This window comes from Stenotrophomonas sp. YIM B13575 (genome assembly GCF_042787595.1).
Classification (GTDB): Bacteria; Pseudomonadota; Gammaproteobacteria; order Xanthomonadales; family Xanthomonadaceae; genus Stenotrophomonas; species Stenotrophomonas lactitubi_B.
In genome coordinates, this window is record NZ_JBHZOP010000021.1 from 1 (window position 1) to 25,782 (window position 25,782).

14 protein-coding genes are annotated in these 25,782 nt (G+C 68.8%); all 14 read left to right on the forward strand.

Features of this window, described 5'->3' with window-relative positions:
- Positions 1–254 precede the first annotated feature (254 nt).
- The 14 genes from purL (at position 255) to gspD (ending at position 25,601) form a co-directional block, all read left to right on the forward strand.
- On the forward strand, positions 255–4,139 hold the full coding sequence (gene purL, locus ACFX4F_RS05110) for a phosphoribosylformylglycinamidine synthase (RefSeq protein WP_380652886.1): 3,885 nt from the start codon (positions 255–257) through the stop codon (positions 4,137–4,139).
- Positions 4,140–4,578: 439 nt separating this feature from the next.
- The gene (locus ACFX4F_RS05115) at positions 4,579–12,690 is read left to right on the forward strand and encodes an ESPR-type extended signal peptide-containing protein (protein WP_380652889.1); all 8,112 of its coding nucleotides are present in this window, start codon (positions 4,579–4,581) and stop codon (positions 12,688–12,690) included.
- Between the two features lie 162 nt (positions 12,691–12,852).
- On the forward strand, positions 12,853–14,739 hold the full coding sequence (locus ACFX4F_RS05120) for a S8 family peptidase (RefSeq protein ID WP_380652892.1): 1,887 nt from the start codon (positions 12,853–12,855) through the stop codon (positions 14,737–14,739).
- A 135-nt stretch (positions 14,740–14,874) separates the two neighbouring features.
- Entirely contained in the window at positions 14,875–16,596 is a 1,722-nt protein-coding gene (gene gspE / locus ACFX4F_RS05125) for a type II secretion system ATPase GspE (protein WP_099820353.1), read from the forward strand.
- Between the two features lie 24 nt (positions 16,597–16,620).
- Positions 16,621–17,841: a type II secretion system F family protein gene (locus tag ACFX4F_RS05130; RefSeq protein WP_089238681.1), complete on the forward strand. Its 1,221-nt coding sequence runs from the start codon at positions 16,621–16,623 to the stop codon at positions 17,839–17,841.
- 49 nt (positions 17,842–17,890) lie between these two features.
- A complete protein-coding gene (gene gspG, locus ACFX4F_RS05135) occupies positions 17,891–18,334 on the forward strand; it encodes a type II secretion system major pseudopilin GspG (protein ID WP_032951922.1) in 444 nt (147 codons plus the stop codon).
- 6 nt (positions 18,335–18,340) lie between these two features.
- Positions 18,341–18,835 (forward strand): GspH/FimT family pseudopilin, encoded by a 495-nt coding sequence (locus ACFX4F_RS05140; RefSeq protein ID WP_099820352.1) that lies wholly within the window; start codon positions 18,341–18,343, stop codon positions 18,833–18,835.
- Positions 18,832–19,251, forward strand: coding sequence for a prepilin-type N-terminal cleavage/methylation domain-containing protein (locus ACFX4F_RS05145; protein WP_380652898.1), 420 nt, complete (start codon positions 18,832–18,834; stop codon positions 19,249–19,251). Before ACFX4F_RS05140 ends, ACFX4F_RS05145 begins: the two co-directional genes overlap by 4 nt.
- A complete protein-coding gene (locus ACFX4F_RS05150) occupies positions 19,248–19,880 on the forward strand; it encodes a type II secretion system protein J (RefSeq protein ID WP_380652901.1) in 633 nt (210 codons plus the stop codon). The genes ACFX4F_RS05145 and ACFX4F_RS05150 overlap by 4 nt, the downstream gene beginning before the upstream one ends.
- On the forward strand, positions 19,877–20,740 hold the full coding sequence (locus tag ACFX4F_RS05155) for a general secretion pathway protein GspK (protein WP_380652904.1): 864 nt from the start codon (positions 19,877–19,879) through the stop codon (positions 20,738–20,740). The genes ACFX4F_RS05150 and ACFX4F_RS05155 overlap by 4 nt, the downstream gene beginning before the upstream one ends.
- The gene (locus ACFX4F_RS05160) at positions 20,737–21,906 is read left to right on the forward strand and encodes a PilN domain-containing protein (protein WP_380652907.1); all 1,170 of its coding nucleotides are present in this window, start codon (positions 20,737–20,739) and stop codon (positions 21,904–21,906) included. Before ACFX4F_RS05155 ends, ACFX4F_RS05160 begins: the two co-directional genes overlap by 4 nt.
- A complete protein-coding gene (gspM, locus tag ACFX4F_RS05165; protein ID WP_380652910.1) occupies positions 21,881–22,600 on the forward strand; it encodes a type II secretion system protein GspM in 720 nt (239 codons plus the stop codon). Before ACFX4F_RS05160 ends, gspM begins: the two co-directional genes overlap by 26 nt.
- On the forward strand, positions 22,590–23,378 hold the full coding sequence (locus ACFX4F_RS05170; RefSeq protein ID WP_380652913.1) for a hypothetical protein: 789 nt from the start codon (positions 22,590–22,592) through the stop codon (positions 23,376–23,378). Before gspM ends, ACFX4F_RS05170 begins: the two co-directional genes overlap by 11 nt.
- Positions 23,379–23,387: 9 nt before the next feature.
- Positions 23,388–25,601 carry a type II secretion system secretin GspD gene (gene gspD / locus ACFX4F_RS05175; RefSeq protein WP_099820345.1) on the forward strand — a complete coding sequence of 738 codons (2,214 nt, stop codon included), beginning with the start codon at positions 23,388–23,390 and terminating at the stop codon, positions 25,599–25,601.
- Positions 25,602–25,782: the final 181 nt, after the last annotated feature.

Sequence of the window (25,782 nt, forward strand, 5' to 3'; positions counted from 1 at the left end):
GTGGTGGGGGCCAGCAGGACCGTTGGCGCCATGGATGGCGCCATCGAGCCCCCATGGATGGGTTTACGGCGTGTCCTGCTGGCCCCCACCGCGCCGCCCAGCCCACAGCAATCCAGCGGTTGCTTTGGCTTTGGCCGTTGCCTCGGCTCTGGCGGTTGCTCTGGCCTCTGCGGGTGCCGGGCGCCGCCCGGCCGAAGCCTACCCCCGCTTCCGGTACAATGTCGGGCCCGTTTCCCAACTACGGTTCCCCGGACATGATGGTCCTCGAGGGCGCGCCCGCCCTGTCGCCGTTCCGCCGCGAACGTCTTGAATCCCGCCTGCAGTCCATCGCTCCCTCCCTGCGCATCAGCGGTGCCTGGCACGTCTACTTCGTGCAGGCCGAGGGCACTGCCGCCCCCGACGTCGACACCCTGTGCCGCATCCTGGAAGCCCGCCCGCAGTCCGAGGCGGTCGCTGACGGTGCGGTCAGCCGCATCGTGGTGCCGCGCCTGGGCACGCTGTCGCCGTGGTCGAGCAAGGCCAGCGAGCTGGTCCGCGGTGCCGGCCAGCCGGTGAGCCGGGTCGAGCGTGGCCTGCGCATCGACGTACAGGGCTGGCCGACAGACGCTGCCGCCCAGCAGGCACTGGTCAAGGTGCTGCACGACCCGATGACGCAGTCGGTGCTGGAAACCGTCGACCAGGGCCAGTCCCTGTTCTCGACTCCGGCCCGTGGCGAACTGGAGCGCGTGCCGGTGGACCAGCTGGAGGCCGCCAACCAGCGCCTCGGCCTGGCCATGGCACAGGACGAGATCGACTACCTGCGCGAACGCTTCACCGCGCTGGGCCGGTCGCCGTCGGACGTGGAACTGATGATGTTCGCGCAGGCCAATTCCGAGCACTGCCGGCACAAGATCTTCAATGCCAGCTGGACCATCGACGGCCAGGAGCAGGACCGCTCGCTGTTCCGGATGATCAAGAACACCCACCAGCAGACGCCGCAGCACACGCTCAGCGCGTACAGCGACAACGCGGCGGTGATCGAAGGTCATCCGGCCTCGCGCTATCGTCCGGACCCGGCCAGCGGCGAGTACCGCCGCGAACCGCAGGTGCCCAGCGCGTTCCAGATCAAGGTGGAAACGCATAACCACCCGACCGCGATCGCGCCGTTCCCGGGCGCCTCGACCGGTGCCGGTGGCGAAATCCGCGATGAAGGTGCAACCGGTCGTGGCGGCAAGCCGAAGGCCGGCCTGAGCGGTTTCTCGGTCTCGCACCTGCGCATTCCCGAGCTGCCGCAGCCGTGGGAAGCGCCGCGCGCGCTGAACCCGCGCATGGCGCCGGCGCTGGAGATCATGACCGACGGCCCGCTGGGCGGCGCTGCGTTCAACAATGAATTTGGTCGGCCGGCCCTGCTCGGCTACTTCCGCAGCTTCGAACTGCCGGAAGGCGCCGACCTGGTGCGCGCCTACGACAAGCCGATCATGCTGGCCGGTGGCCTCGGCGCCATCGATCGCGTGCAGGTCGACAAGATCCTGCTGCAGGACGGCGATGCCGTGATCGTGCTCGGCGGCCCGGCGATGCTGATCGGTCTCGGCGGCGGTGCCGCCAGTTCGGTTGCCTCCGGTGAAAGCGCCGAGGACCTGGACTTCGCCAGCGTGCAGCGTGACAACCCGGAAATGGAGCGTCGCTGCCAGGAGGTCATCGACCGCTGCGTGGCGATGGGGACCAACAACCCGATCAAGTTCTTCCATGACGTCGGTGCCGGTGGCCTGTCCAATGCCATTCCCGAACTGCTGCACGATTCCGGCGTGGGCGGCATCATCGACCTGGGCAAGGTGCCCACCGACGATCCGTCGCTGTCGCCGATGCAGCTGTGGTGCAACGAGTCGCAGGAGCGCTACGTGCTCGGCGTGGCGCAGGAGCGCCTGGCCGAATTCGCCGCGCTGTGCGCACGTGAGCGCTGCCCGTTCGCTGCGGTCGGTGTCGCCACCGCCGCCGAACACCTGGTGGTGGCCTATGGCGCCGTGCCGGGCAACATTCCGGCCGACGCGCCGATCGACCTGCCGATGGACGTGCTGTTCGGCAAGCCGCCGAAGATGCACCGCGATACCGCGCACCCGCCGGCACCGCGCTGGCCGGCGCTGAAGACCGCTGGCCTGGACCTGCAGGAAGCCGGTCTGCGCGTGCTCGCGCACCCGACGGTGGCCTCCAAGAACTTCCTGGTCACCATCGGCGACCGCAGCGTCGGCGGCCTGACCGCGCGCGAGCAGATGGTTGGCCCGTGGCAGCTGCCGGTGGCCGACGTGGCGATCACCCTGGCCGATTTCGACGGCGTGGCCGGCGAGGCGATGGCACTGGGTGAACGCACGCCGCTGGCGTTGCTGGACGCGGCTGCTTCGGCCCGCATGGCCGTTGGCGAAGCACTGACCAACCTGTGCGCGGCCCCGGTCGATGCGCTGGATGAAATCAAGCTGTCGGCGAACTGGATGGCCGCTGCCGGCCACCCGGGCGAAGACGCGCTGCTGTACGACGCAGTGAAGGCGGTGGGCATGGAACTGTGCCCGCAGCTGGACATCAGCATCCCGGTGGGCAAGGACTCGCTGTCGATGCAGGCGCAGTGGCACGACCAGGGCGAGGCGCACAAGAGCGTGTCGCCGGTGTCGCTGGTGATCACCGCGTTCGCGCCGGTGGCCGATGCACGCCAGCAGCTGACCCCGCTGCTGGACCGCGATATCGACAGTGAGCTGTGGTTGATCGGTCTGGGTGCCGGCAAGCAGCGCCTGGGCGGTTCGATCCTGGCCCAGGTGCACGCCGACCATGGCGACCTGCCGGCGTTCGCCGGTGCCGCCCCGGACCTGGACGACCCGCAGCGCCTGCGTGGCTTCTTCGAGCTGATCCGCGATGCACGCCAGGCCGGCCTGCTGCGCGCGTACCACGACCGCAGCGACGGTGGTGCGTTCGCCGCGCTGTGCGAAATGGCCTTCACCTCGCGCCTGGGTCTGGACATCACCCTCGACGCCTGGGGCAATGATCCGTTCCGCAGCCTGTTCAATGAAGAGCTGGGCGCTGTTGTGCAGATCGCCCGCGAAGACCGCGCCGCGTTCGCCGACCTGGTCGAGCGCCATGCGCTGACCGAGTGCGCGCAGCGCATCGCCAAGCCGACCACCGCGCCGGTGGTGCGGGTGTCGCTGGGTGGTGACTCGCTGGCCGAATGGCGCTGGGAAGCGTTGTTCGACGCCTGGTGGTCGGTCACCCACGCGATGCAGAAGCGCCGCGACAATCCGGCCAACGCCGATGCCGAGCGCGAGATCGCCCGCGCCTTCACCGCGCCGGGCCTGAAGCCGAAGCTGAGCTTCGACCTCAATGAGGATGTCGCCGCGCCGTTCGTGCAGACCGGGGCGCGTCCGCGCGTTGCGATCCTGCGCGAACAGGGCGTCAACGGCCAGATTGAAATGGCCAACGCCTTCGAACGTGCCGGCTTCCGCGCATTCGACGTGCACATGAGCGACCTCATCGAAGGCCGCGTGGCGCTGCAGGACTTCACCGGCCTGGTCGCCTGCGGCGGCTTCAGCTACGGCGACGTGCTCGGTGCCGGCCGTGGCTGGGCGACCTCGATCCTCGAGCGCACTGCGCTGCGCGATGCCTTCGCCGCGTTCTTCGCGCGCGAGGACAGCTTCGCCCTGGGCGTGTGCAACGGCTGCCAGATGATGAGCCAGCTGAAGGACATCATCCCCGGTGCCGAACACTGGCCGCAGTTCCGCCGCAACGCCAGCGAGCAGTTCGAAGCCCGCACCGCGCTGCTGGAGGTGGTGGAGTCGCCGTCGATCCTGCTGCGTGGCATGGCCGGTTCGCGGCTGCCGGTGGCGGTGGCGCATGGCGAAGGCCAGGCGGTGTTCGACAACGCCGTCGACCAGGCCACAGCCCGCGTCGCGCTGCGCTACATCGATGGCAACGGCAACGTCGCCAGCCAGTACCCGCTGAATCCGAACGGCTCGCCCGACGGCATCACCGGCCTGACCAGCACCGACGGCCGGGTGACCATCATGATGCCGCACCCGGAGCGCACCCCGCGCGCGCTCAACCTGAGCTGGGCCCCGGCCGAGTGGCAGGGCGATTCACCGTGGATGCGCATGTTCCGCAACGCACGGGTGTGGTGCGGCTGATCGCACACGCGTTGCGCAGCTGACGATGCCATCGCGTATGGAAACCCGCCGGGAAACCGGCGGGTTTTTCTTTTTGAATACGGAAAATCCTGTGCTGGCCATCAGTTACATACGTTTTCATATGTGAGGATTCCCTCACGTACGCCTAACGAAATACGTACATAAACAAGTGAAACAGTGAACTGCTTCACGGCAATGGCTTTTGCTGCGTCAAACTCTTGACGATTCGCAAAGATGCCGTTAACACTTGACCCCCGTTTCAAATCTGTTCATCCCGCAGTAACCGCACGGCGCATGCGCTCGGTTTTCTGTCCCTGCGCGCCGTTCGGCAATACCCCGCAGTAAATCACGCGAATAACGCCCCCAGGGGACGTTGAACCACGAAGGTTCGGCGGTGGCGTTGCTTTGCCCAAAACCAGTCCAATCAGGAGCCGTACCGATGAATCGGATTTATCGCAAGGTCTGGAACAAAGCATTGGGTCAGTTGGTGGTGGCCTCGGAACTGGCCTCTTCCAGCTCATCAGGCGGGGTCGTCGACCAGCGCCGCAGTGCGACGGATGCCGCGCCGGCACGACTGGCCGCAGCGTTGGCCTTGGCAATGGGATTGGGCATGACCGGCATCGCTTCGGCGCAGTCGGTCGAGATTGGCGGCAGCGCGAACTGCGTGGTGCTCAACAGCAAGGTGGTGGACAAGTGCGCGGTCGATGGCACTGCCAGCGCCAAGGGCAGCAACGCGGTGGCGATCGGCGCGGGTACCAGCGCCACAGGCGCCAACAGCGTGGCGCTGGGCGCCGGTTCCAAGGCAGCACGCGCCAACACCGTCTCTGTCGGTGATGCCGGCAAGGAACGGCAGGTGACCAACGTCGCCGCCGGTACCGCCGCCACCGATGCGGTGAACAAGGCGCAGCTGGATGCACAGGCACGCGCCACGCAGGCGGCGCTTGCGCAGGCAGCGGCCGAGGGCAGCCGCTACTTCAAGGCCGATGGCGCGGGTGACAACAGCGACGCGGCGAAGATCGAAGGCGAGGGCGCCATCGCGGTCGGCAGCGGCAGCCAGTCGCTGGCCAACGCCACCACTGCGGTCGGCACCCAGGCGATTGCTGCGGGCGTCGGTGCCAGTGCCTTCGGCCAGAACGCGCTCGCCTTCGGTGATGCCAGCGTGGTGGTCGGGCAGAGCGCGGCCGCATTCGGCCTGGGCGATACCGCCGTCGGTGCCCATGCCGTCGCCGCCAGCGAGAACGGCGCAGCCACCGCACTGGGCGCACTGTCCGAAGCCAGCGCCGATGGCGCAACTGCGGTCGGTGCAGGCGCGGTGGCGATGGGCCCGGGCAGCACCTCGCTGGGCCGCGGTGCAACGGCCGCCAACGAAGCCTCCATTGCCGTCGGTGCGTTCAGCACCGCAGTGGGCGAGTACAGCACCGCGCTTGGCTCCAATTCGGCCGCCGTGGCCACCGGCAGCGTGGCGCTCGGCGCCGGCTCGCTGGCCGATCGCGTGGATACCGTTTCGGTAGGCGCGGTCGACTACGGCCTGACCCGGCAGATCACCAGTGTTGCCGCAGGTACCGAAGATACCGATGCGGTCAACGTTGGCCAGTTGAAGGACGTGGCGGCAGTAGCCGATACCACCGCCAAGCGCTTCCAGGCCACCGGCAGCAGCAACAGCGATGCCGGCGCATGGGCCGAGGGAGATGACGCGCTCGCCGCTGGCGAAGCCGCCAATGCGATCGGCAACGGCACGACCGCGGTCGGTGCAGGTGCAACCGCTGTCGCGCAGAACGCCACTGCGATCGGCAACAACGCGCTGGCCTCGGGCCAGAACAGTGCGGCCTTCGGCAACAACGCGCAGGCAGTCGGTCCGGGCAGCGTCGCCGTCGGCGGCGCCGCGGTGGATGCCGATGGCAATCCGCTGATCACCAGTGGTGGCGTGCCGGTAGAGACCGGTGCCACCAGTGCCGGGGTCGGCGGTACCGCTGTCGGTGCCAGCGCCGATGCCGGCGGTTTCGCCGCCTCGGCGTACGGTGTGGGTGCCTACGCGGCAGGTGCGCAGTCGTCGGCGTTCGGTGCGGTCTCCAATGCCATCGGCGACTACTCCACGGCCGTCGGTACGCAGAGCAACGCTACCGGCACCAGCAGTGTGGCCATCGGTGGTCCGGCCGACCTGATCCCGGGCCTGGGCTTTTTCGTGCAGACCCAGGCCAGTGGCGAGGCGGCCACGGCCGTCGGTGCCGGCGCGATTGCCAGCGGTGACCACGCCGTGGCCAATGGCAGCCTGACCGAGGCCTCCGGTGCCGAGTCGGTCGCCGTGGGCTACTTCGCCTACGCACCGGGCGAGAACGCCAGCGCACTGGGTGCGCAGACCTGGGCCAGTGGCGCGCAGAGCACCGCCGTCGGCTACTACGCCACCGCGCGCGGTGCCAACAGCGTTGCACTGGGTGCGAATTCCGAAGCGGTGCGCGCCAACAGCGTGGCCGTGGGCAGTGCCGGCAACGAGCGGCAGATCACCAGCGTGGCGGCCGGCAGCGAAGCCACCGATGCAGTGAACAAGGCACAGCTGGACGCCGTGGCCAGCACCGCCGACACCACCGCGCGCTTCTTCCAGGCGCAACCGGAAAGCGGCAGCGATGCCGGTGCCTACGCAGAAGGCGAGGGTGCGGTGGCGGCGGGTTCGGCCAGCAACGCCATCGGTGCCGGCGCGTTGGCACAGGGTGCAGGCGCTGCGGCCATCGGCGCCGACAGCGTGGCACTGGGCCGCAATACCTTCGCCGATGGCGACGGTGCAGTGGCCGTGGGTGGCCTCGGCCAGGCGTACGACGAATACAACCAGCCGCTGCTGGATGACCAGGGCAATCCGGTGCAGATCGGCACCACCGCGTCGGCCGGGTCCACCGCCGTCGGCAATGCCGCGCAGGCGACCGGTGCCAGCAGCAGCGCCTTCGGCAATGCGGCACAGGCCACCGGCGACAACAGCTTCGCGGCGGGCGGCAAGTCGCGCGCTACCGGCAGCTATGCCGTCGCCATCGGTGACAGCGCCTTCGCCAAGTCCGACGACAGCACCGCCGTGGGTGGTTACAGCACCGCCAGCGAAGAGGGCGCTACTGCCTTCGGTGCCGGCGCCTGGGCCACCGGCCGCAATGCCTCGGCGTTCGGTCCGGCGGCATGGGCCAGCGCCAACGGCGCGACCTCCATCGGCTACAACAGCTGGGCCAACGGCACCAGTTCCACCGCCGTCGGCCGCGGCGCCTTCAGCTACGGCGACAACAGTGTTGCGCTGGGCTTCCAGGCACTGGGCAACAGCATCAACAGCATCGCCATCGGCACCAACACGGTGGCTGGCGGTGAAAGTGCGATCGCCCTGGGCGCGGGCAGCACGGCCAGTGGCAACAACGCGGTTGCGCTGGGTGCCGGTTCGGTGGCCAGCCGTGACCGCAGCGTGTCGGTGGGCAGCGCCGGCAGCGAGCGGCAGATCACCAGTGTGGCGGCCGGTACCCAGGCCACCGATGCGGTGAACAAGTCGCAGCTCGATGCGGTTGCAGCCAGTGCGGCGACCACCGGCAAGTACTTCCAGGCCAGTGGCAGCGCCGACAGCGATGCCGGTGCCTACGTGGAAGGTGACAACGCGCTGGCCGCCGGTGAATCGGCCAATGCCATCGGCAACGGCGCCACCGCGCTGGGCAGTGGTGCCAATGCACTGGCCAGCAATGCACAGGCCATCGGCTTCAATGCGCTGGCCACCGCAGCCAATGCCAGCGCCATCGGTGCCAACGCACAGGCGACCGGCGAATACGCCACCGCGCACGGTGCGGAGAGCGAAGCCAGCGGCGAGCAGAGTGCAGCCTTCGGTGCGGCCTCGGTGGCCAGCGGCGCCGGCAGCACCGCCACCGGCGTGTTGTCCGAGGCCAGCGGCGAGGAAGCCGTGGCGGTGGGCTACTTCAGCAACGCCAGCGGTGAGGCCGCCACGGCGGTCGGCAGTGAAAGCGTGGCCAGCGGCACCGCGTCGGCGGCGTTCGGCATCGGCGCCGAAGCGACCGGCGGCTACAGCACGGCCATCGGTGGTTACGCCAACGCATCGGCATTCAACGCCACCGCCTTCGGCAACTTCGCCAACGCCTCCGGCTCCAACAGCGTGGCGCTCGGCGGCGATTCGGAAGCATCCGGTGCCTACAGCACCGCCACCGGCCAGGGCAGCCTGGCCACCGGCACCAATGCCGTGGCCGTCGGTGGCTCGTTGTTCGGCCTGCTGGCGACCGAAGCATCCGGCGACTATTCCACCGCGGTCGGCGGCGGCGCCTATGCGCCGGGCACCAACAGCACCGCGCTGGGCAATGCGGCGGAATCGCGCGGTGCCAACAGCGTGGCGCTGGGTGCCGATTCGATTGCCGACCGCGACAACACCGTGTCGGTCGGTGGTGGCGGCAACACCCGCCAGATCACCAACGTGGCAGCGGGTACCCAGGGTACCGATGCAGTGAACAAGGACCAGCTGGACGCAGTGGCCGCCGAAGGGGCCAAGACCAGCAAGTACTTCCAGGCCAGTGGCAGCACCGACAGCGATGCTGGTGCCTACGTGGAAGGCGACAGCGCTCTGGCTGCCGGTGAGGCCGCCAATGCGATCGGCACCGGCGCCACCGCACTCGGCGGTGGCGCAACGGCGGTAGCCGCAAACGCCACGGCGGTGGGCTTCAACAGCCTGGCCAGCGGCGGCAACGCGGCCGCAGTGGGCAACAACGCGCAGGCGACCGGTGAAGACAGCGCGGCCCTCGGCAGCGGTGCGGTGGCCAGCGAAATCAGCACCACTGCGACCGGTGCAGGCGCGCAGGCGACGGCGGTGTACAGCACCGCCAACGGTGCCGAGGCGGTCGCCAGCGGTGCGCAGTCGCTGGCCAGTGGTTTCCGTTCGGCAGCCTCTGCAGACGGCACCACCGCAGTAGGCGGTTACAGCGAAGCCAGTGGCCGACTCGGCTCGGCGCTCGGTTATGGCACCGTCGCCAGTGGTGCCAACAGCACCGCTGCCGGTGTGTTCGCTGCGGCGTCGGGCGCCAGCTCGGTGGCCATGGGTGATTCCAGCGAAGCCAGCGGCGATGAGAGCGTGGCCATCGGTGGCAGCACCTTCTTCGGCCTGGTGCCGTCGCGTGCCAGTGGTTACGGCGCAGCGGCCTTCGGCGCCGGTGCCTGGGCCACCGACGACTACGCCACCGCCATCGGCTGGAACTCGTGGGCCGATGGCGCCGAGTCGACCGCGCTGGGTGCCAGCGCTACCGCCAACGGTGCCAACAGCGTGGCCCTGGGCGCAGGCTCCAAGGCCGACCGTGACAACACGGTGGCCGTCGGCAGTGCCGGCAGCGAACGCCAGGTGACCCACGTCGCCGCGGGCACTGAAGGCACCGATGCGGTCAACAAGAACCAGCTCGATGCCGTCGCTGCCACGGCGGACAAGACCAGCAAGTACTTCCAGGCCAGCGGCAGCGCCGACAGTGATGCCGGTGCCTACGTGGAAGGCGACAACGCACTGGCTGCCGGTGAAGCGGCCAATGCGATCGGCACCGGCGCCACCGCGCTCGGCAGTGGTGCCACGGCCGTGGCCGCCAACGCGACCGCCGTGGGCTTCAACTCGCTGGCCACGGGCAGCAATGCGGCCGCGGTCGGCAGCAACGCACAGGCCACCGGCGCAGACAGTGCCGCCCTCGGCAACGGCGCGGTGGCCAGTGGTATCAGCGCTACCGCCACCGGCACCGCGGCACAGGCCAGCGGCGTCTACAGCACGGCCAACGGTGCAGAGGCTGTTGCCAGCGGTGCGCAATCGCTGGCCAGTGGTTTCCGCAGTGCGGCCTCGGCCGACGGCACCACCGCCATCGGTGGCTACAGCGAAGCCAGCGGCCGCCTCGGCACTGCGCTGGGCTACGGCTCGGCAGCGACGGGTGCCAACACCACGGCTGTCGGCTTCGGTGCAGCAGCAGCAGGCAGCGGCGCAGTCGCCGTCGGTCAATCCAGCGACGCCAGTGGCGCAGAGAGTGTCGCCATCGGTGGCAGCACCTTCTTCGGCCTGATCCCGTCGCGTGCCAGCGGTACCGGTGCAGCAGCCTTCGGTGCCGGTGCCTGGGCCACCGACGACTACGCCACCGCAATTGGCTGGAATGCGTGGGCCGATGCGGCTGACAGCACCGCTCTGGGTGCCAGCGCGACGGCCAGCGCTGCCAACAGCGTCGCGCTCGGTGCTGGTTCGAAGGCGGACCGTGCCAACACGGTGGCCGTCGGCAGCGCAGGCAACGAACGCCAGATCACCCATGTTGCCGCCGGCACCGAGACCACCGATGCGGTGAACAAGGGCCAGCTGGATGCCGTGGCCAGTGTCGCCGATAGAACCAGCAAGCACTTCCAGGCCAGCGGCAGTGCCGACAGCGATGCCGGGGCGTACTTCGAAGGCGACAACGCGCTGGCCGCGGGTGAAGCGGCCAATGCGATCGGCAACGGCGCCAGCGCGCTCGGCAGCGGTGCCACCGCGGTCGCGGCCAACGCCACTGCGGTGGGCTTCAATGCGCTGGCCAGCGGCGCCAACGGCGCGGCGCTGGGCAACGCGGCACAGGCCACCGGCGTGGACAGCGTGGCGCTGGGCAGTGGTGCCGCCGCCAGCGAGCTCGGCGCCAGTGCCACAGGCGCCGGTGCACAGGCCAAGGGTGCCTACAGCACCGCCAGCGGCGCGCAGTCCACCGCCAGCGGCACGCAGTCGCAGGCCAGTGGCTTCCGTGCCACCGCAACGGCGGACGGCGCTTCGGCGATCGGTGCCTACGCCGAGGCCAGTGGCCGTCTCGGTACCGCGGTGGGCTATGGCGCCAAGGCCGTGGGCGGTAACGGAACGGCCCTCGGTGTCAGCGCCCAGGCTAACGGGGCCAATAGCGTCGCCTTGGGTGGCGGCTCGGTCGCCGACCGTGCCTACACCGTGTCGGTGGGCAACGTCGGCTTGAACCGGCAGATCACCAACGTCGCCAACGGCACCGAGTGGGACGATGCCGTCAATCGCGGGCAGCTGGATGTGGTCGCCTTTACAGCCAACACCACCAACCGCTACTTCCGTGGTAACGGCAGTGGAACCGCGAGCGCAGTGGGCGCTGATTCGGTGGCGATGGGTTCGACTGCCACTGCCGTCGGCGCACGCAGCATCGCGTTGGGCAGCAACGCCACGGTGCCCGCCAGCGGTGCGATTGCCATGGGTGCCAACGCCGGTGCGACCGGCGTCAACTCGGTGGCTCTGGGTACGGGCGCGACCGCCCTGGAGGCCAACGTGGTGTCGGTCGGTGGCGGCAACGGCACAAACGGCCCGGCCCGGCGCCGCATCGTCAACGTCGCCGACGGCCGTATCGCCGCCGGCAGCAGCGATGCCGTGACCGGTTCGCAGCTCAACGTCACCAACCAGCGCGTGGGCGCGGTGGAAACCCGGGTCGGTGATTTCGACTCGCGCATCGCCACCGTTGAAACCAGCGCGGCCAGTTCGGTCGGCTACGACGATGCCAGCCGTGACCGCCTGACCCTGGCCGGTATCCAGGGCACCACCATCGACAACGTCGGCGCCGGCAGCATTGCGTCCGGCAGCCGCCAGGCGATCAACGGTGGGCAGTTGTTCCAGTCGCTCAGCGATGCCGCCAGCTTCCTCGGCGGCGGTGCCAGCGTCGGCATGCAGGGGGTGTTCGTTGCGCCGAACTATGTGATCCAGGGTTCCACCTACAACAATGTCGGCGACGCGCTGGGTGCACTGGACCGCAAGGTCAGCGAGATCGATCGTCGTACCGCCAGCGGTACGCGTTCCGGCGCGGCCAGCCTGCGTTCGATGGCCGCTCCGCTGGACGCCGACGCGGCCAGCGCGGCCACGGCGTCGGCCAGCGCCGATGCGAGCCTGGCGGATGGCGGATCGACCACGGCGCGGGTGCAGGGCACTCCGACTGCAGCCAGCGCAGGCAGTGCGCAGCCTGCACTGGTCGCAGGCGGTGGCATCAACGCCGTCGCGATGGGTGATGGCGCTGTGGCCAGTGGTGCATCGTCCACCGCGGTCGGCCAGGGCGCGAGTGCGACGGCGGCCAATGCGGTGGCGCTGGGCCAGGGCTCGGTTGCCGATCGCGCCAACACCGTCTCGGTCGGCAGCGAGGGCAACGAACGCCAGGTCACCAACGTGGCGGCTGGTATCACTGCAACCGATGCGGTCAACAAGGGCCAGCTGGACCGTGGCATCACCACCGCCAACAGCTACACCGACAGCCGCGTGCAGGCGGTCACCGACAGCTTCGATGTGTTCAAGGGCGAAGTGGATGGACGCCTGCGCCACATGGATCGCCGTATCGACCGCCAGGGCGCGATGAGCTCGGCGATGCTCAACATGGCCACCAGTGCCGCCGGCATCCGTACCCAGAACCGGGTCGGCGTCGGCATCGGCTTCCAGGGCGGCGAGTCGGCCATGTCGCTGGGCTACCAGCGTGCGATCAGCGATCGCGCCACGGTCACCATCGGTGGTGCCTTCAGCAGTGATGACAGCTCGGTCGGCGTCGGTGCCGGCTTCGGCTGGTAAGTGCGCAACAACGTGCCGGTGGGCAACCCCATCGGCACGTCGAGCAGTGAGCGCCAAAGGGGCGTGGCACGGCAACCCTGGTGGGCCAGCCAGGGCAGTCGCAGGGAGTGATGGCCGTAGTGAGCTCCGTCCGTGCAACGGGCGGAGAAGGAAAGCTCAACCATGACCTTGAAGAGGATTTCGAACGTGACCAAGAAGCAGACCCTTCGCATCAATGTGCTGGCTGCCGCCATGCTGTCTCTGACTGTCGGCGTCGGTGCGGCGCATGCGGCAAAGCCGGGCGTGGCCAAGGAACCGGCGCGCGTGGCCAGCACTGCCCAGCAGAGCGTGGACGGCATCATCGTGAAGTACCGCAACGGCACTGCTGCCGCCAGCGATCGTTCGACCAAGCTGTCGGTGGTGCAGTCGGCACTGTCGCGTGCCATCGTCAGCAGCGGCACCACCAGCCGTGCTGCGGCACTCTCCCCCCTGGTGGAGCGCAAGCTCGGTGCCGGTGGCGACCTGATCCGCCTGAAGTCCAAGCTGGGCGCGGCCGACATGCAGAAGGTGCTGGCTGAACTGAATGCCGATCCGTCGGTGCAGTACGCGGTGGCCAACGTGCGCCTGCAGCGTTCGGACCTGCGTGCCACCAACGCGCAGCCGGCACTGGTGCCCAACGACCCCAACTACGCGCAGTACCAGTGGAACTTCTTCAACGCCACCGGTGGTGTGAACGCCCCGGCCGCATGGGATCTCTCGCAGGGCGAGGGTATCGTGGTCGCCGTGCTCGATACCGGCATCCTGCCGGGCGTGCCGGACTTCGGCAGCAACCTGCTGGAAGGCTACGACTTCATCAGTGACAAGGAATCCTCGCGCCGCCCGAACGACGGCCGCGCACCGGGCGCCACCGACTACGGTGACTGGGTGGAAACGGCCAACGAGTGCTACACCGGCTCCGAACCGGAAGGCAGTTCCTGGCACGGCACGCACGTTGCCGGCACCATTGCCGAGGTGACCAACAATGGCAGCGCGCTGGCGGGCCTGGCCTACAAGGCCAAGGTGCTGCCGGTGCGCGTGCTGGGCAAGTGCGGCGGCACCCTGGCCGACATCAGTGACGCCATCACCTGGGCCTCCGGTGGTACCGTGCCGGGCATTCCGGCCAACACCAACCCGGCCGAGATCATCAACATGAGCCTGGGCGGTGGCGGCGCCTGCGATGCCGCCTACCAGGATGCGATCAACGGCGCCGTGTCGCGCGGCACTCTGGTGGTGGTCGCGGCCGGCAACGAAACCGACAACGCCTCCAAGTACCGTCCGGCCAGCTGCAACAACGTGGTGGCGGTGGGTGCGACCCGTGTCACCGGTGGCATCACCTATTACTCCAACTACGGCACCGCGGTTGACCTGTCGGCCCCGGGCGGTGGCGGCAGCGTCGACGGCAACCCGAACGGCTACATCTGGCAGGTCGGTTCCAGTTCGGAAACCACCCCGGACGCCGGTGAGTGGGTGCTGATGGGCAAGGGCGGCACGTCGATGTCCTCGCCGCACGTTGCCGCGGTGGCCGCGATGGTGCAGAGCGCGTTGATCGCCAAGGGCAAGGAGCCGTTGGCCCCGGCCGCACTGGAAACGCTGCTGAAGCAGAGCGCGCGCAAGTTCCCGGTGACCATCCCGGCGGCGACCCCGATCGGCAGCGGCATCCTCGATGCCAAGGCCGCGCTGGATACCGCGCTGAAGGAGCCGTGCACCGAGAACTGCGAGCCGGAAGGCATTCCGCTGACCAACAAGGTGACCGTGGGTGGCTTGGCCGGTGCAGCCGCCAGCGAAACCGTCTACACCTTCGAAGCGGCGGCCGGCAAGACGCTGAGCGTGCTGACCTACGGCGGCAGCGGCAATGTGTCGGTGTACCTGGCGCAGGGTCGCGTGCCCACCGCGACCGACAACGATGCCAAGTCGACCCGCCCGGGCAATACCGAAACCGTGCGCGTGGCCAAGCCGGTGGCCGGTACCTACTACATCAAGGTGGTGGGTGAGGCCGCTTACAGCGGGGTGAGCATCCTGGCGACCCAGTAATAACGGGCTGTCGTAAATGAATAAGCGCGGCCCGTCACCTGTGTGACGGGCTTCGTCTTTTTACGAAAGAGGAATCGGAGCGGGTGGAAACCACGGCTTAACTGCTAAAGTCGGGACGATCGACAGGAGAGTCACGTGAACGCGCTCGCTGCCACCGCCATCGACGACACTGAAGGCCGCATCCTCGATGCGCTGCTGGCACGTGGTCGGCTCAAGGAAGGAGATCTGGCGCGTGCGCGGCCGCTGCATGCCGAGTCCGGTGGCAGCCTGCTTGGCCTGCTGGTACGGCTGGGACTGGTGTCCGAACGTGACCAGGCGCAGGCCAGCGCCGATGTGCTGGGCCTGCCGCTGCTGGAAGGACGGCAGCTGCCTGAATCGCCGCCGCAGGCACTGGCCGAAGGCCTGCCGCTGTCGCTGCGCTTCCTGAAACAGTTCCATGTATGCCCGCTGGCGCTGGATGAACACGGCGTGCAGCTGTGGCTGGCCGACGCCCACGATCCTTACCCGCAGCAGGCCGTGCAGTTGGCACTGGGTGTGCCGGTCACACCGCTGCTGGGCATGCGCGCGGAGATCGATGATCTGGTCGAGCGCTGGTTCGGCCAAGGCCGCAGCGCGATGGGGGCGATCGTGGAAACCGCCGATGGCGAAGGCGGTGCAGTGGACGATATCGAGCACCTGCGCGATCTCGCCTCGGAAGCGCCGGTGATCCGCCTGGTCAACCTGGTGATCCAGCGCGCGGTCGAACTGCGCGCCTCGGACATCCACGTCGAGCCTTTCGAAAACCGGCTGAAAGTGCGTTACCGCGTCGATGGCGTGCTGGTTGAAGGCGAGAGCCCGCCGGCCAACCTGACTGCTGCGGTGATCAGCCGCATCAAGATCATGGCCCGGCTCAACATCGCCGAGCGCCGCCTGCCGCAGGACGGTCGCATCATGCTGCGCGTGCAGGGCAAGGAACTGGACCTGCGTGTCAGCACGGTGCCCACCGCGCATGGCGAAAGTGTGGTGATGCGCCTGCTCGATCGCGAGACGGTGGTGTTCGATTTCCACCGGCTGGGCTTCACCGATGCCTTCCTGCCGCAGTTCCGCAAGGTGCTGGAACAGCCGCACGGCATCCTGCTGGTGACCGGGCCGACCGGCTCGGGCAAGACCACCACGCTGTACACCGCGCTGAGCCAGCTCAACACCGCCGACGTCAAGATCATCACCGTTGAAGATCCGGTCGAGTACCAGATCGAAGGCATCAACCAGATCCAGGCCAAGCCGCAGATCGGCCTGGACTTTGCCAATGCCCTGCGCAGCATCGTGCGCCAGGATCCGGACATCATCATGATCGGCGAAATGCGTGATCTGGAAACCGCGCGCATCGCGATCCAGTCGGCGTTGACCGGCCACCTGGTGCTGTCCACGCTGCATACCAACAATGCCGCGGGCGGCATCACCCGCCTGCTCGACATGGGCGTGGAAGACTATCTGCTCACCTCCACCATCAACGGCATCCTCGCCCAGCGCCTGGTGCGCCGGCTGGAGCCGACCCACGCCGAGCGCTACGAAGCCTCGCCGGAAGAGATCGAGCGCTTCGACCTGCGTCGCCTGCAGCCGCAGGGAACGATCCACCTGTACCGGCCGAAGCCGTCGGCGCTGGCGCCGACCGGCTACCTGGGGCGCACCACCATCATGGAATTCCTGGTGATGAACGACGCGCTGCGGCGTGCGGTGATGCGTCGCGATGGCATGGGCGAGATCGAACGCATCGCCCGTGAAGCCGGCATGCGCACCATGTACGAGGACGGCCTGAGCAAGGCCCTGAGCGGGCAGACGACCCTCGAGGAAGTCCTGCGCGTGACCGAGGAAGGCTGATGCGCGCAGGACGCAGGGGCTGACATGCCGAACTATCGCTACAAGGCGCTCAATACGCACGGCGAGATCTTCGACGGGCAGATGGAAGCGGCCAGCGAGGCCGAGCTGGTCGCGCGCCTGCAGGACCAGGGCCATCTGCCGATGGAAACGCAGCTGGCCGACGGCGGGGCGGTTGGCGGCAGCAGCCTGCGCGGCCTGTTCCGCCAGCGTCCGCTGCAGGGGGCGGCACTGCTGCAGTTCACCCAGCAGCTGGCGACGCTGCTCGGTGCCGGGCAACCGCTGGACCGCGCGCTGTCGATCCTGCTCAGCCTGCCCGAAGACGAGCGCTCGCGCCGCGCGATCACCGACATCCGCGACGTGGTGCGCGGTGGCGCGCCGCTATCGACCGCGCTGGAACGCCAGCACGGCCTGTTCTCGCGCCTGTACGTGAACATGGTGCGCGCCGGCGAAGCCGGTGGCAGCCTGCACGATACCCTGCAGCGCCTGGCCGATTACCTCGAACGCAGCCGTGCGCTGCAGGGCAAGGTGATCAACGCGCTGGTGTACCCGGCGATCCTGCTGGTGGTGGTGGGCGGCGCACTGCTGTTCCTGCTGGGCTATGTGGTGCCGCAGTTCGCGCAGATGTACGAAAGCCTGGACGTGGCGTTGCCGTGGTTCACCAACCTGGTGCTGCAGCTGGGCCTGTTCGTGCGTGACTGGTGGGTGCTGCTGCTGGTGGTGCCGGGCGTGCTGCTGCTGTTGTTCGAACGCAAGGCGCGGCAGCCCGCGTTCCGTCTGGCGCTGGATGGCTGGCTGCTGCAGCGCCGCGGCATCGGCCGCCTGCTGGGCGAACTGGAAACCGCGCGGCTGGCGCGCACCCTGGGGACATTGCTGCGCAACGGCGTGCCGCTGCTGGCGGCGCTGGGCATCGCCCGCAACGTACTCGGCAACCGCGCGTTGGCGGCCGATCTGGAAACCGCCGCCGACGAGGTCAAGAACGGCACCGGCCTGTCGCTGGCGCTGTCGCGTGGCAAGCGCTTTCCCCGGCTCGCCCTGCAGATGATCCAGGTCGGCGAGGAGTCCGGCGCGCTCGATACCATGCTGCTGAAAGCGGCTGATACTTTCGAACAGGACAGTGCCCGCCGCATCGACCGCCTGCTGGCGGCGATGGTGCCGGCGATCACCCTGGTGCTGGCCTCGGTGGTCGGCGCGGTGATCGTGGCCGTGCTGGTGCCGTTGTACGACCTCACCAACGCCATCGGCTGACGATGGCCTCCTTCGCAACCCCGACATCCCGTACCTGAAAGGACCGACCATGATTGCTTCCCGTCGACCGATCCGCCTTTCCTTCACTGCCGCACGCCACCAGTCGGGCATGAGCCTGCTGGAGATCATCATCGTCATCGTGCTGATCGGCGCGGTGCTGACCCTGGTCGCCAGCCGCGTGCTCGGCGGCGCCGACCGTGGCAAGGCCAACATCGCCAAGGCGCAGGTGCAGACCGTTGCCTCCAAGGTCGACAACTACCAGATCGACACCGGCAAGCTGCCTGCCTCGCTCAACGACCTGGTGACCGCACCGGCCGGCGTCGGTGGCTGGCTGGGCCCTTATGCCAAGCCCGCCGACCTCAACGACCCGTGGGGCCACGCGCTGGAGTACCGCGCACCGGGCGAAGGCCAGGCGTATGAGCTGATCAGCCTGGGCAAGGACGGCAAGGCCGGCGGCAGCAGCGTCGACGCTGACATCCGCTACCAGCCGTAAGCACGCATGCTGCTTTTCCTGCCGCGCCGGGTATCCCGCCCGCGCCTGCACGGCAGGCGCGCGACGGGCCTGTCGCTGCTGGAAATGCTGCTGGTGATCGCGTTGATCGCGGCCATCGGCCTGATCACCGCCGCTGGCATGTCGCGCGGCTTTGCCGGCATGCAGCTGCGCAGTGCCGGCAAGGACATCGCCAACCAGCTGCGCATGGTGCGCGCGCAGGCGATTGCCCGCGGCGAACCGCAGCGCTTCGTGATCGAACCGGCGCAGCATCGCTGGCAGGGCGCCAGCCAGCGCCACGGTGAAGTGCCGGCCAAGCTGAAGGTGCAGTTCGAAGGTGCCGCGCAGCTGGCCACCGCGCCCGGCCAGGGGGTGATCGAATTCCATCCCGACGGCGGCTCCAGTGGCGGCCGCATCCGCCTGCAGCTGGAGAGCGCGGAGTGGCGCATCGATGTGGGCTGGTTGACCGGTGAAGTCCGTTCCGGACCGTGGCGGGCGCAATGAGGTCGCGCTCCCGTGGCTTCACCCTGCTTGAAGTGATCATTGCCTTCGCCTTGCTCGGGTTGGCGCTGACGCTGTTGCTGGGCAGCCTGTCCGGTGGCGCGCGCCAGGTGCGCGATGCCGAGCTGCGCACACGCGCGGTGCTGCACGCACAGTCGTTGCTGGCGGCCGCTGGGGTGGAAGCGCCACTGCAGGCCGGCAGCCAGCAGGGCGAGTGGGAGCAGGGGCGTTATCACTGGCAGCTGCAGGTGCAGCCCTGGGCCGAGCCGCGCAGTGGTGCGCTGCCCGCTGCGCAGTCGCCGGGTGCACCGTGGCTGGCGGAACTGCAGCTGCAGGTGCGCTGGGGCGACAGCGAGCGCGAGCAGTTGCGCTGGCGCAGCCTGCGTCTGTTGCCGCCCGCGCTGGAGAATGCGCGATGAGGCGCCGCGCGCGCGGCTTCACCCTGATCGAAGTCATGCTGGCCACGGTGCTGCTGGCCGGCGGCCTGGCGTTGGCGTTCGCCAGCGTGCGCTCGGCGATGGCGATCAGCCAGCGCGGTGAGCAGATTGCCGCGCAGAGCGAACGCATGCGCGCAGTGCAGGCCCTGCTGCGGCGCCAGCTCGCCAGCGCCCTGCGCAGCCCGCTGGAAGTGCCCGATCCCACCCGTGAACCGGTGTTCTTCCAGGGCGACGATCAGGGCATGAAATTCGTTGCCGATCTGCCGGGCTATCTCGGTCGCGGCGGCCCGTACCTGCATGCGCTGCAGGTGGATGGCGCAGCTGGCCACCGCCGCTTGCTGCTGGAGCTGGTACTGCTGCAGGAAGGCGAGCGCATCGAAGAGAACCCGCCGCGCCCGCCCGAAGTGCTGGCGGAGGACTTGAAGGACGTACGGCTGCGCTATCGCGGTGTCGACGCCAGCAACGGGCAGATGACCGAATGGTTGCCCCGTTGGGATGACACCCGGCGCCTGCCGTTGCTGGTGGAAGTGCAGGTCGTGCCAAGCAGGGGCACGCCTTGGCCGCCGCTGGTGGTGGCACTGCGCGCCGGCGGCAGCGGAGGCGCGCGATGAAGCGTCCACGCGGTGCCGCGCTGGTACTGGTGCTGTGGCTGATCGCGCTGATGACTGCGCTGGTCGGCGCCTTTGCGCTCAGCGCACGGGTCGAGCACCTGCAGCAGCGGGTGCTCGGTGACGATGCACGTGGCCAGGAGCGGGCGCGCGCGGGCCTGGAATACGCGCTGCTGCGGCTGCAGCCAGATCCTCAGCGTCCGCCGTGGCAGGCCGACGGCCGCGCCTATCGCTGGCAGTTCGACGACGCCCGCATCGAGATCCGGGTGCTGGACGAGAACGGCAAGATCAACCTCAACCTGGCGGATGCGGCGCTGCTGTCCGCATTCATGCAGGCACTGGGCGAGCCGGCTGAAACCGCCACGCAGCTGGCCGGTGCGATCATCGACTGGCGCGACGAAGACAGCCTGCTGCAGCCCGGTGGCGGTGCCGAGGCGCCCGAGTACGCCGCCGCAGGCCTGCCCTATGGCCCGCGCAACAAGCGCTTTGAAACCCTGGGCGAACTGCAGCGGGTGCTGGGAATGCGCGGGTCGCTGTACGCCGCGATGCTGCCGCACCTGACGCTCTACAGCCGGCAGGCGCGCCCGGATCCACGCTTCGCCAGTGGTCCGGTGTTGACGGCAATGGGCCTGGATGCGGAACAACTGCTGGCGCAACGCGCCCAGCAGGAGCGTGACGGAGATAACGCTGCGGGTGCATCGGCGCTTGCCAGCGGCAGTGGCACCTATAGTATCGAGTCCCGCGCCACTGACGGCAGCGGACGCCTGTCGGTGCTGCAGGCGGTGGTGCGCAACGGATCGGGCGGGGTGCCCGGCCGGACCTACACAGTGCTTCGCTGGGAGCAGGGAATGGCAGCAAGATGACGGCTTGGCAGGACAGTCTGCGGCAGGTGCAGGGCCAGATCGGCCCCGGTGCCGGCCGTTTCCTGCGCTGGTGGCGGCAGTCGTTGCTGGCCTGGGTGCCGATGCGCTGGCAATGGGCGCTGGGCTGGTCGCAGACCCGCCTGCTGCTGCAGTGCGAAGACGGGCAGTTGCAGGTCTGGCGCGAAACCGGTGACGGGCTCGAGCCCGTGGCCCGTCTTCCGTGGCCGCTGCAACCGGCGGACCTTGACCGCGTGCTGGAGCCGCGCCTGCGCAGCCTGCCACGGGTGTGGCTGCTGCCCGCCGGGCAGGTCCTGCGGCGCACGCTGCGTCTGCCCGCCGCCGCCGGTGACCGCCTGCGTGCGGTAGTCGGTTACGAGATCGACCGGCAGACACCGTTCGAAGCCAGCCAGGTCACCTATGACATCCGTGAACTGGGCAGTGCCGGCGAAGGCCTGCTGCAGGTGGAGCTGGTGGCCTGGCCGCTGCGCCAGCTCGATGACTGGCGTGCGCAGATCGGCGACTGGGCTGACGCGCTGGCCGGTGTTGATGCGATCGATGCACAGGGCCGCACGTTGCAGGTCAACCTGCTGCCGCCCGCGCAGCGTCAGCAGCGGCCGGACCCGATGCGGCGCTGGAACCTGCTGCTTGCCGTAGCGGCGCTGGTAATGCTGGTGCTGGCGGCGATGCAGCTGCTGGACAACCGCCGCGCTGCTGTCGATGCACTGCGCGAAGAGGTCGAGCGCAGTGCCCGCAGCGCGCGTGGTGTCGCCAGCGAGCGCAGCCAGCTGCAGGCGTTGCTGGACGGAGCGGCGTTCCTGGAAACACAACGCAACCAACGCGCCAGTACCGTCGAAGTGTGGAACGAACTGACCCGCCGCCTGCCCGATGGCACCTACCTGGAAAAACTGGCGATCGAGAACAACAGCCTGCAGCTGATTGGCCTCAGCAGCGAAGCATCGCAGCTGGTTCCGCTGCTGCAGGACGCGCCGCAATGGCGCAAGGTGAACCTCACCGGCGTGCTGCAGGCCGATGGTGCCGCCAGTGGCCGCGACCGCTTCACCCTGACCGCCGAACTGCAGCCATTGCCTGCGGCGGCCCCTGTGCCGGCATCTGCCCCGACTGAAACCACGGAGGCGGCCCATGCCGATGCCAAGCGCACGCCGTGACCGCTGGCTGGCACTGGCACTGCTGCTGGCAGTGCTGGGCCTGGCCTACCTGCTGCTGGTGCATCCGTGGTTCACCCAGCCGCTGCGCGAGATCGACGCCGATGCCGCTGCCCTGCGCGAACGCCAGCAGCGCGTACAGGCGCAGCTGCAGCAGCAACCACAGATCGAACAGCGGCTGCGCGCAACCCGCGACGCCCTGCAGCAGCGCCCCGGGTTCCTGCAGGAAGCCACCGCCGAAGCCGCTGCGGCCGCGCTCGGTGCACGCCTGCAGGATGCGGTGGCGATGGCCAGCCCGGGCAACCGCAGCTGCACCATCAGCAACCGCACGCCATTGAGCGACAACCGTCGCGATGCCGCCTTCGTCCGTGTGGCGATGCAGGTGCGCCTGCGCTGTGGCGTGGCCGAACTGGCCACTGTGCTGCACAGCCTGGAGACCGGCAGCCCGCGCCTGTTCGTGGACAACCTCAACCTGATCGCGCAGCGCTTCCAGCAATCGCCGAACGAATCCGGCCTCGGCCTGGATGTGTCCTTCGAGCTGGCCGGCTACCTGCTGCCGGGTGCGGCCGCCGATCCCGCCACAGCGCCCGTGGCCACGCCGCCTGCAGCGGCGCCGGTGGTGTCGCCGCCGGCACCTGTACCGGCACCGGCGGAGCAGCCGGCTGCCGATGCGCAGGAGGTGGCCGATGAAGCTTGAGCAGATCAACCTGCGCACGGGACTGTTGCTGGCGCTGGCAGGATGGGCGGCCGCGACCTGGCTGGCCACCGGCTTCGGTCTTGGCAGCCAGCTGCCCACGGTCAGCGCAGAAGGCGACGCCCAGGCCGCGCTGCCGGCGTTGCCGGTGCTGGCGCCCGAACGCATGGCCGGCGCAGACAGCTACAGCGTGATCAGCGAGCGGCCCCTGTTCGCCGAAGACCGCAAGCCACGCCCGTATCTGCTGGGCGGCAGCGAAGCCGCCGCCAGTCCCGCGCTGCGCCTGACCGGCGTGCTGCTCACCCGTGATTTCAGCATGGCCACCTTCACCACCGAGCAGGGCCGCTCGCTGCGCCTGCGCCTCAACGGTGATGCCGTCGATGGCTGGCAACTGGTCGCATTGGAACCGCGCCAGGCCACGGTGATCGGCTCCAGTGGCAGCCAGGTGCTGGAACTGGCCGTGTTCAATGGCCAGGGCGGTGAAGCACCGACAGTCCTGCGCGGGGCCAACGGCACGCCGCCTGTACCCGGCGCGGTGGTTCCGCCGCCACCGCCACAGCCGGCGCCCAGCCAGACCCTGCCCAACCCACGTGCCAGCGATGGCAACGTGGCGCCGGCGTCGCCTGCACCGGCTGCGCCCGCCGCACCCCCTGCCAACACCAACGGTCCCAGCGAAGCGCAGATGCAGGCCATCCGCGAACGCATCCAGGCCCGCCGCCGTCAGCTGCAGCAACAGCAGCAACAACCGTCGCCGCCCCCGGGCGATGGCACCAACCGATAGAGTGAATGCATGAATCTGCGTTTTCTTCCCTGGTCCCTTGCCCTGACGCTTCTGGTTGGCTGCAGCACCGTGTCCGCCCCGCATGTGCAACGCAACGGCAACCTGCAGCCATCAGCCAGCGCCGGTCAGGCGGCTGACGATGCGCAGACCGATGCGGCCGATCGGGTCCAAGGCGCACCGCAGGCGGTGATCCGCCGAGGCACCGGCACCATGATCAACCGCGAGGCCGCGCGCAAGCCGTCGCCTGCGTTGCATGCGGCCAGCTCCGGCGAAGCCACCTTCAACTTCGAAGGCGAGTCGGTACACGCGGTGGTCAAGGCCATCCTCGGAGACATGCTCGGCCAGAACTACGTGATCGCCCCCGGGGTGCAGGGCACGGTGACCCTGGCCACGCCCAAGCCGGTGTCGCCGGCACAGGCACTGAACCTGCTGGAGATGGTGCTGGGCTGGAACAACGCCCGCATGGTCTACAGCGGTGGCCGCTACAACATCGTCGCCGCCGACCAGGCACTGGCCGGCACCGTGGCACCGAGCACCGCGCCCGCATCCAGCGCACGCGGCTTTGAAGTGCGCGTGGTGCCGCTGCAGTTCATCTCCGCCACCGAGATGAAGAAGGTGCTGGAGCCCTATGCGCGGCCCAATGCCATCGTCAATGTCGACAGCGGCCGCAACGTGATCACCCTGGGCGGCACGCGTGCCGAACTCGAGAACTACCTGCATACCGTCGAAATCTTCGACGTCGACTGGCTCTCGGGCATGTCGGTGGGCGTGTTCCCGATCCAGTCCGGCAAGGCCGAGCAGGTCGCGGCCGACCTGGAGAAGGTCTTCGGCGAAGAGAGCAAGACGCCCAGCGCCGGCATGTTCCGTTTCCTGCCGCTGGAAAACGCCAACGCCGTGCTGGTGATCACCCCGCAGGTGCGCTACCTGGACCAGATCCAGCAGTGGCTGGACCGCATCGATACCGCCGGTGGCAGCGCGCGCCTGTTCTCGCATGAACTGCGTTACATCAAGGCCCGCGACCTGGCAGAACGCCTCAGCGAAGCCTTCGCTAGCAGCGGCAACCGTAGCGGCGCCGGCTCGGCATCGCTGGCGCCGGGCGCCATTCCGTCGCAGCTGGGCAGCGATGGCGACCGCGGCATGGACGCCAACAACGGCAGCAGCTTCAACAACACGGTGGGTGGCAGCAGCGGCAGCAGTGGCGGCGGCAGCTCCGGTTCCCTGAACCTGCCGCAGCGCCAGTCGGGCAACGTCAGCATCAGCCTGGAAGTGGAAGGCGATCGTGTCGGCGTGTCGGCGGTGGAGGAAACCAACACGCTGCTGGTACGTTCGACGCCGCAGGCGTGGCGCTCGATCCGCGAAGTGATCGAGAAGCTGGACGTGATGCCGCTGCAGGTGCACATCGAAGCGCAGGTGGCCGAAGTCGGGCTGACCGGCGACCTGAAGTACGGCGTGAACTGGTACTTCGACAACGCCGTGGCAGGGCGCGCGCTGACCGGCGCGCTGTCCGGATTGTCACTGCCGGCGATGGCCGGCGGTTCCTGGAACACCTTCGCCGGCGCGGTGACCGGCACCGACGGTGCCAACTGGGCGTTCACCGGCCACAACGGCGCCGCCGTGGTCAGTGCGCTGGACAAGGTCACCGACGTGCGCCTGCTGCAGACGCCCTCGGTGTTCGTGCGCAACAACGCCGAGGCCACGCTCAACGTCGGCGACAAGGTGCCGATCAACACCACCACGGTCAACACCGGCATCGGCACCAGCAGCTACAGCTCGGTGCAGTACATCGACACCGGCGTGATCCTCAAGGTGCGCCCGCGCGTAACCCGCGACGGCACGGTGTTCCTGGATATCGTGCAGGAGATCAGCAGCGCATCGGACGTGCCGGAAAACTGCAATCCGCAGGAGCGCAACTGCAACCCGCGCATCTCCACCAAGAAGCTGGCCACCGAGGCGGCGGTGCAGAGCGGGGACACCATCATGCTGGCCGGCCTGATCACCGATTCGGCCACGGATGGCAGCAGCGGCATTCCCGGCCTGAGCCGGATTCCGGTGCTGGGTGCACTGTTCGGCCAGAAGAGCCGCACCAGCCGTCGTTCGGAAGTGATCGTGCTGCTGACCCCGACCATCGTCCGCAACGGCCAGGAAGCACGCAACCTGACCGACGAATACAGCCAGCGCTTCCGCGCGATGGAGCCGCTGAACCAGCCGGGCTCAAAGAAGTAAGGGGGTTCGGCCGGGCTGCGCCCGGCACCTGCCGAAGCCGAAGCAACGGCAGCAGCAACAGCAACAGCGGGTCCACTGGGGGAGGGCGGGGCACTGTGGGTTTGCGGGGACGCCGTAAATACGTCCCTGTAGGCTTGGTCGCCGCATCCATGCGGCTCACACCCCGCAAACCCACAGTGCC